This window comes from Terriglobus sp. YAF25, assembly GCF_052113305.1.
In the GTDB taxonomy this organism is placed as follows: domain Bacteria; phylum Acidobacteriota; class Terriglobia; order Terriglobales; family Acidobacteriaceae; genus Terriglobus.
The window spans coordinates 1-7,769 of record NZ_JBFRCY010000129.1 but is presented as its reverse complement, the minus strand read 5'-3'; the positions used below and the strand labels follow the sequence as shown (position 1 = coordinate 7,769).

The 7,769-nt window shown below is 60.9% G+C and carries 9 protein-coding genes; 3 read left to right on the top strand and 6 right to left on the bottom strand.

The window, feature by feature from the left end:
• The 3 genes from AB4043_RS07280 to AB4043_RS07270 form a co-directional block, all read right to left on the bottom strand.
• Positions 1-146 (bottom strand): Asp-tRNA(Asn)/Glu-tRNA(Gln) amidotransferase subunit GatC (locus AB4043_RS07280; protein ID WP_442306760.1); only part of this gene is annotated, 146 nt, incomplete at its 3' end.
• The gene (locus AB4043_RS07275) at positions 146-448 is read right to left on the bottom strand and encodes a DUF721 domain-containing protein (RefSeq protein WP_442302164.1); all 303 of its coding nucleotides are present in this window, start codon (positions 446-448) and stop codon (positions 146-148) included. The genes AB4043_RS07280 and AB4043_RS07275, both read right to left, overlap by 1 nt.
• A gap of 3 nt (positions 449-451) precedes the next feature.
• The gene (locus AB4043_RS07270; RefSeq protein WP_442302165.1) at positions 452-1,009 is read right to left on the bottom strand and encodes a D-glycero-alpha-D-manno-heptose-1,7-bisphosphate 7-phosphatase; all 558 of its coding nucleotides are present in this window, start codon (positions 1,007-1,009) and stop codon (positions 452-454) included.
• Positions 1,010-1,043: 34 nt separating this feature from the next.
• On the opposite strand from AB4043_RS07270, the gene AB4043_RS07265 reads away from it, so the two are divergent.
• Entirely contained in the window at positions 1,044-1,259 is a 216-nt protein-coding gene (locus tag AB4043_RS07265; protein ID WP_442306758.1) for a hypothetical protein, read from the top strand.
• A gap of 160 nt (positions 1,260-1,419) precedes the next feature.
• Here the strand turns inward: AB4043_RS07265 and AB4043_RS07260 are convergent, their stop codons facing one another.
• Together AB4043_RS07260 and rpe are read right to left on the bottom strand one after the other, a co-directional pair.
• Positions 1,420-3,162, bottom strand: a complete 1,743-nt coding sequence (locus tag AB4043_RS07260; RefSeq protein WP_442302167.1) for an outer membrane protein assembly factor BamD — start codon at positions 3,160-3,162, stop codon at positions 1,420-1,422.
• A gap of 135 nt (positions 3,163-3,297) precedes the next feature.
• Positions 3,298-3,996, bottom strand: coding sequence for a ribulose-phosphate 3-epimerase (gene rpe / locus AB4043_RS07255; protein WP_442302168.1), 699 nt, complete (start codon positions 3,994-3,996; stop codon positions 3,298-3,300).
• Positions 3,997-4,183: 187 nt separating this feature from the next.
• On the opposite strand from rpe, the gene AB4043_RS07250 reads away from it, so the two are divergent.
• Together AB4043_RS07250 and AB4043_RS07245 are read left to right on the top strand one after the other, a co-directional pair.
• On the top strand, positions 4,184-5,134 hold the full coding sequence (locus AB4043_RS07250) for a catalase family peroxidase (RefSeq protein ID WP_442302169.1): 951 nt from the start codon (positions 4,184-4,186) through the stop codon (positions 5,132-5,134).
• A gap of 303 nt (positions 5,135-5,437) precedes the next feature.
• Positions 5,438-7,588: a putative bifunctional diguanylate cyclase/phosphodiesterase gene (locus AB4043_RS07245; protein WP_442302170.1), complete on the top strand. Its 2,151-nt coding sequence runs from the start codon at positions 5,438-5,440 to the stop codon at positions 7,586-7,588.
• Between the two features lie 50 nt (positions 7,589-7,638).
• Here the strand turns inward: AB4043_RS07245 and AB4043_RS07240 are convergent.
• Positions 7,639-7,769: integrase core domain-containing protein (locus AB4043_RS07240; protein WP_442306759.1), on the bottom strand; the 131-nt coding region annotated here is incomplete at its 5' end.

The window sequence follows — 7,769 nt, the reverse complement described above, 5'->3', positions numbered from 1 at the left end:
GCCGTATCCAGCTCATTCAACTGGTCGATGTGGCCAAGAATGGCGTTCAGGTCTTTTTGCATGCGGGCGACTTCGTCGTCTTTCAGCTCGAGCAGGGCCAGCTCGGCCACGCGGCGTACGACGTCAAGGGTTACCGTCTCACTCATCACTTCTGAGTATAGCGAGGCCGCTCCTGGCCCGACACAAAGCGCAGCCCGGTCACGGAGACACCGGCGACTTTCTTCAGGTCGCCCACCAGGCGTCCGCACATGGCCTCAAGCTGAGGCCGCCATGCTGGGTCGTCCACGTAGAGGATGACGGTGCCTTCTTCGAACGCAGTCACCTGGCTGTGCGCGGCAATGGCAGAGCCGGCGACGACCGGCCATGCGGCCGCCAGCCGGTCGGTCTCGCTGAGCGTGCGTAGCGACTTACTCAGCGTGTTGCGCAGCACATCCCTCATCCGTTCCATTGGTTACACCTTCTGATAGCGCTCTGCGATCCAGCGTTCGACTTCGGCCAGCGACTCGATGGCCGTGTGCGGTTCGCCGCAGCCGGCCTCTTCCGTTCCCCGAATGAGGAAGACCTGTTCTATGCCTGCAGCATGACCGGCGGCAAGGTCGGAGCAGCGGTCGCCCACCAGAATACTGGTAGCAAGGTCGATGCCGAGCTCGCGCTCGCCCTTCAGCAGCATGCCGGGGCCGGGCTTGCGTTCTTCGCACTCACGCTTGTATTCGCCGACACCATGCACCGGGTGATGGCAGCAGTAGTAGACCGCATCGACGTCGGCCTGCTCGCGGTCGAGTTCGGCACGCATCCAGACCATCAGCTCATGGAACTGCTCTTCGGTGTACATGCCGCGGGCGATGCCGGCCTGGTTGGTAACGATGGCCACCTTCATGCCGTGCGCGCGGGCTGTGCGGATGAGCGACATAATGCCGGGCATCCACTGGACATCTGGAATCTTATGCAGGTAGCCAATTTCGACGTTTACTACGCCGTCACGATCAAGAAATAAACAGGGAGGAGCCACACGTTAAGGATACAAGGCATCCGCGGTCGCGCTTGTGCACTCTTACCCGCGCATGGCGACGACACAACAACACGAACGCGATGCGAAGGTAACTCCCTCGGGCCCGAAGGGTGACAACCCGGCAACCGCCGGTCCGGGACAGACGAAGGTGAACTCCCGCACGCCGGAGAACAAGGCCGGAGAGATCGATYCGGCAGCGCCGGGGCAGACTGGAACGACACCGGGGTCGACGAGGGTGCCTGGAGAGTAGTTGTCTTCGGAAGCGTTGAAAAGCAGGTCCTTCACTAATCACCGCAGCGAATAAGTTCGCCGGGGACCCCGACCGTTCAGGAACATTTATAAAGAAAACTTGAGACCCCCCAACGAAAAGCCCCGGCGGGCCGGGGCTTTTTCGTGAGTCGTAGAGGTATTTAGAACGGGTTGATCTTGCCCAGACCCTTCTTCTTCTTGTTCTTGGAGGAGCTCTCCTCGCTCTTATCGATCGAAGGCTTCGGAGCTTTCTTGCCGTTGGCGGGTGCCTGCTGGGCTGCAGGAGTCTTCTGACCAGGGGCGATATCGTTCACGGTGTCTTCCGCCGCGGCGGGCTTTTCAACCGGGGGGACTGCCTGATTGTTCTCAGCGCCACCGACGGCCTTCAGACCGAACGTCCGTGGCGTCTCGCCAGCCTTGGGTGTCACGATCTCGATACCGACGCCGTTTCCGCCCGCCGGCGCGGCTGCCGGAGCCGTCATATTGACCGCTCCCGCGTTCGGAGCCGAGCCATCCGCCGGGTTGTTGATGTCGTTGAAGCCGAGCGGAGTCGCGGGCGCCGCCGGGGCACCAGGCTGTGCTGCCGCCGGCGTTTCAGAGGCTGCGGCTGCGGGAGCTGCCTTGACTGCCTTGGGAGCGGCCGCGGCCGAAGTGCCGGGGTTGAGCGCCTCTCGGAAGGAGTCTTCGACAAACTTTGCTACTTCGGGCGCCAGGGTCGGACGCGGATCAGCCATGGTGGGCTCACCAACCGTGGCGGTCTGGACGACGTCCGGGTGGCGCAGGAACATGATCTTGGCGATATCGAGCAGCTTGTACTGCGAGCGGCTGTTTTCCAGCGCCTGGCTGGCTGCGGTCTGTTCCTGGCTGGCCTCAGGCTGCGGGCGGTTCAGAGCAGCGATACGGTCGCGGGCATCCTCAACATGGTTGGAAGCAGAGTGCTCGGTCACAGCCCTGGTATAGGCGGCCATCGCACGGTCATCGAACTCCTGCTCCAGCTTGGCCTTCGGACCTTCGGGAAGATTGGTTCCACGTACGAAACGCGCCTGCGCGGCATAACCGTCACCGATACCAATTAGCACCTGGTCCATGCCGCTGTAGAGCGGATAGGTGTCGGCCACTGTCTGATAGCGGGCGATGGCGGCGGCCCAGTTCTCGTGGGAGGCGTAGAACGAAGCGACCTCGGCTTCACGGGTGGCCAGTACTTCCTGCACCTCACGCAGACGCTGCTTGGCCTGCGGCACCAGCGTGGACTGCGGGAACTGCTGAATCATGTTCCGGTACTCTTCCTGCGCGTGCATCGCCTTGGTGTAGTCGCGGTCAGGCTTATCCATCTGGCGGAAGTAGATGTCGCCGACGCGCATCTGAGCTTCGGCAGCTTCGGGCACGTTGGGGAAGAAGGTGATGAAGTCCTTGTACTCGGCCTCGGCCTGGGCCAGGGCGGCGGAGCCGCCTTCCTTGTACCAGCTATCGGCGACGGCCAGCTTGGCGCGCATCTGGTACTGCGAGTCCGGATAGGTATTGAGCATGGTCTGCAGGTCCAGACGGGCGACGTCGAAGTGGCCCTTGTTCAAGGCCTCGAGCGCCTTGTCGTAGAGCTGCTTGTCGGGCAGGTTCTTGTCCACGTCGGCCAGTGGGTTCCGCTTCAGGCGCTTCTTCTCGGCGGCCTTGGTGTCTTTGGACTGCTGAACCTTCTGGTCCTTCTTGGATTCCTTGGGTTCCTTCGGTTCATCCCCTTTGCGCTTCTTTGCCTGCTTGCCCGTGGAGAGCGTGACGCTCTCAGACTGCGAACCGTCAGGATTCGTGCCGGCCGTCTGTGCGTGCAGGCTCAGTGAACCAGCCAGAAGGGCCGCAGCCACGGCGGCGGAAAGCGGTGCGAAACGGGTCGAGAAAACAAAACGGCGCATGCAACCTCACTGCTCTCTGGATGAGAGAGCGCAACCTTCCCCCGGCTTAGCGGGCACGGCAGGAAGGTGTGTTTATTTTAGACGGTCAGATGGCGAGATGGGGTATGGTCCCGATGCTTTTACAGGCACCCCGAATTATCTCCCTGATGTGGCTAGTTCAGTCTTTCGCGCCAGTTCAGCCTTCCGTGCCAGATCCAGCAGGCTGCGGGCATCTTCGACTGCCTGTCCGCGGCCAAAGACCGAGGTACCGGCGACCAGCAGCTCGGCTCCGGCCTTCACCACGCTCTCCACTGTCGTGTGGTCGATGCCGCCGTCGACCTGAATGCGAAAGTCCAGGTCGCGCTCCTGCCGCATCTGGGCAAGGCGCTCGATCTTTTTCAGGGTGCTGGGAATGAACGCCTGCCCCCCGAAGCCGGGGTTTACGGTCATCACCAGTACGTGATCCACAATGTCCAACACATCGGTGAGAAACTCCACCGGAGTCGCCGGATTAATGACCACACCGGGCTTCATGCCGTGGCTCCGGATCAGCTCCAGCGTGCGGTTCAGGTGACGGCACGCCTCCCACTGCACGCTCACCCAGTCGGCGCCGTTGTCGGCAAAGGCGGGGATGTAGGCATCGGGGTTGGCGATCATCAGGTGGCAGTCGATGGGCAGCGTCGTCGCCTTGCGCAGACTATTCAGTACCGGCGGCCCGATGCTGATGTTGGGTACAAACACGCCATCCATCACATCGAAATGGACCACCGTGCCACCGCCTTCGGTAGCTTTAGCGACGTCCTCAGCGAGGTGGGCAAAGTCGGCCGCGAGGATGGAAAAGCAGAGCTCGGTCACAGGTTCGAGTGTACCAAGCGTCGGCCCTATATCTGTGCACGTTTTATGCCCGCAGTGCACGTTTACGCCTGTGCGCGGGCAGATGGAGTAAGCTGCGTCTACCCACTTCAAACGGAATGGCTCCGGCCAAAACCAAGTGGCTTCGGCCAAAACCAAGTGGCTTCGGCCAAGGAGATCGATCCCCCCTATGCCTCTTCCGAACGATGAACGCGTCGTCGACCTCGCCAACCGTATTCTTGCCCAGTTTGACACGCTCTTCGGTCTTCATCCGGGTTTCCGCGCTGCTCATGCCAAGGGGCTGATGCTGACCGGCACCTTTACAGCGGCGTCTGAGGCTCTGTCCCTGACCAGCGCGCCGCATGTCTCCCGTCCGTCGACGCCGATAACGGCTCGTTTCTCGAACTCCACCGGTCTGCCGATGATGCCGGATAGCGTGGCGGATGCTAATCCGCGCGGCCTGGCGATCCGTTTCAACCTGGCCGAGCACGTCCATACCGACATCGTCAGCCATTCCATCGATGCCTTCCCGACGCGTACCGGCGATGAATTTATCGAGCTGCTGAAAGCCATCGGCGCCAGCGGGCCGGATGTCCCTTCGCCTAAGCCGGTTGAGGTCTTTCTCGGCTCGCATCCGGCGGCGCTGGCGTTTGTCCAGGCTCCCAAGCCCTTCCCGATCAGCCTGGCGACCGAAAGCTACTTCGGCGTCACCGCGTTTGCGTTTACCAATGCGCAGGGCGAGACAAAGTTTGGCCGCTATCGCATCGTTCCGGAGGCGGGCAAGCAGTTCTTCACCGACGAGGAAGGGGCGAAGCTTGCCCAGAACTACCACTACGACGAGATCGCCGAGCGCGTCGCCAAGGCGCCGATCAGGTTCCGGATTCTGGTACAGGTTGCCGGCTCGGAGGACACAGTCGATGACGCCACGGTGCACTGGCCGGAGTCGCGGCCGCTGGTGGAGCTGGGTGTGGTGGAGTTGAACGCTGTCATGCCGGACTCCCTGGCACAGCAGAAGCACATCATCTTCGATCCCATTCCGCGCTGCGAAGGGATTGAAGCGTCTGCCGATCCGTTGCTGGAGCTGCGGGCGGCCATCTATCTGTTGAGCGGCCGCCGCCGCCGTGCGGCGCAGCCGGCGTAGAGCATTTTTCCTGTGGGCGTAGTGGAGGGGCTTGTGCATCTGTGGGCGTTTTCCTCAATGAAAACGCCGCTGCACGCTCCTCGCGGGATACAGCAATAGGAAAATGCTCTAGAAAAAAAGCTTTGCGCTCGCCTGGGGCTTACTAAAGATACGCTTGCAACCCGTCCGGAAGCTGGTTATGGTGTTTGTCGCTGTTTGTACAACGCAATTACTTGCGCCATTCTCAAACTAAGTTTGGGTTTTGAAACGAGGCAGCGGGAGACTCTCCCGCTGCCTCAGGACAAGACGGCCGGGAGGTCTTTGATGCGCTGCCCCTCCACCATGGTCGACGAGTCTGGACGATTGCGGGCGCTGGAGGAGTACGCTCTGAGCGAGCGGCTCGGCCTTCCTGCGCTGGCGCCGGTTGTCCGGCTCGCGGCTGAGATGTTCCAGATGCCGATGTCGGCGGTCAATTTGATCGGCGAACAGCACGTCTTCTTCGCCGCCCGTTACGGCATTGATGGTTGTGACATGTCGCGCGATGTATCGTTTTGCGCGCATGCCATCCTGCAAAACGATGTCATGGTGGTGCCTGACGCTACTCATGACGTCCGCTTCCACGACAATCCGCTGGTGACCGGTGAGCCGGGAATCCGGTTCTACGCCGGGATGCCTCTGCGTTCTCCTTCCGGACATGCCATCGGCGCGCTCTCTGTCATTGACCGGTCGCCGCATGCGACCTTCTCGGAACGTGACCAGGAACGGCTTCGCGACTTTGCAGCACTGGTCAGCGACAAGCTGGAGTTGCGCAGGCTGGAGGTGGCGCAACAGATGAGCCGGTTCCAGCAGATCGCGGCGACATCTCCGGGGCCTTTGCTTGGCTTCAATCGAAAACTTGAGCTGACCTTCTGTAATGGTGCCGCGGCAGCTGTCCTGGGAGCTTCGCGTGAGACGTTACTCGGTCGCCTTATTGGCGAGATTCTGCCGCGTCTGGACGAGCGGCGGATTCTGGAGTTCATCGGCAATGTTATTGCCACCGGAGTCTCGCAGCATGTCCCCATCGAAACCCTTGCCTTGCGTTCTGAAGGCGCAATGCTGCCGGTCGAGGTCGTGTTCTTCACCTGGAAGGAAGAGGGAGAAGATCGTTACGGCCTGATGCTGACCGATATTACCGAGCGGCGGAACCATGAGCAGGAGCTCTTCCGGCTGGAGAACTTCGACAAGCTGACCGGCCTGGCTAATCGCAAGGTTCTGCGCCATGAGGTTGCCGGGGCGTTGGAAGAGCACGTTGCCCTGGCGCTGCTAGTGATCGATCTGGACAGCTTCAAAGACATGAACGACACGCTCGGATACAAGGCGGGCGATGAACTGCTGCATGCGTTGTCAGAGCGGATGAACTGCCTGCTGAAGCCGGGCGACATGCTGGCCCGCATGGGGGGCGATGAGTTTGCCGTGCTTCTACGCGGGTGCGAGCTTCCGGCCGTCCGTGCCTTTGCGAACACGCTGTTGACCAATATCGGCAAGCAGCTCGACGTTGCTGACCATAGCATCCGTGTAACGGCGAGTTGCGGCATCGCGCTCGCTACAGAGCAGCAGAGCGACGCGGAAGAGTTGTTGGGAAATGCGGACCTTGCCCTGTACCAGGCCAAAAGTCTCGGCCGTGGTCATGTGTCGGTCTATCTGCCGGCGCTTCGCCAGGAGGCCATCGAGCGGCGGCAGTTCGATGCCGAGCTCCATCATGCCGTCGAGAATGAGGAGTTCGAGCTCTTCTATCAGCCACAGATCCACCTGCAGAGCGGCACCCTGGTGGGAGCCGAGGCGTTGATTCGCTGGAGGCATCCCCAGAAGGGATACCTGGCTCCGGCGGCGTTTCTTCCCTTGTTGGAGGTTAGCTCCCTGGCGGGAACCGTCGGGACATGGGTGTTACGGAAGGCGTGTGAACAGGCGGCTCTCTGGCGCCAGAGGGACGAAGGCCGCTTCCGCATGGGAATCAATCTCTTTGCCGCCCAGTTCCTTACCGGCGATCTGGTGGAACAGGTGCTGCAGAGTCTCGACGACTATCGTCTGCTGCCGCGGAACGTGGAGCTGGAGATCACCGAAAACATCATTCTGCACCAGGATGCCGTGATTCTGGACACATTGAGGCAGTTGCGGGAGGCCGGAGTCTGCATCGCCTTCGACGACTTCGGCACCGGCTTTGCTTCGTTGAGCCTGCTTCGCGATTACCCCGTCACGCAGATCAAGATCGATCGGAGCTTTACCAGCAACATGTGCTGCTCCACGCGGGACGAGGCAACGGTTGCGGCGACGATTGGCCTGGCACGGAACTATGACCTGGATGTCATTGCCGAGGGCATCGAGACCGAAGAGCAGTTACAGAAGCTCAAGCGGATCGGATGTGATGAGGGCCAGGGATATCTCTTCGGGAAACCGATGCCTGCGGCGGAGTTTGAGAAGAAGTTCTTGGCGTCGTAGAGGTGTGGCAACAAATTTGATTAACCCATACACCGGGTGCCTGTAGGAGGTCAAGAGGTTGTTGACATCTGGAGCCTGCTGATGGGCGGGCGTAGGTTGAGGCTAGCATGAGGTCTTTGKTGGTTGTAGAAGTCTGTCCAAGGGGCGAGTTGGGTGTCTCTTTGTTCTGAGTTTTCCCAGT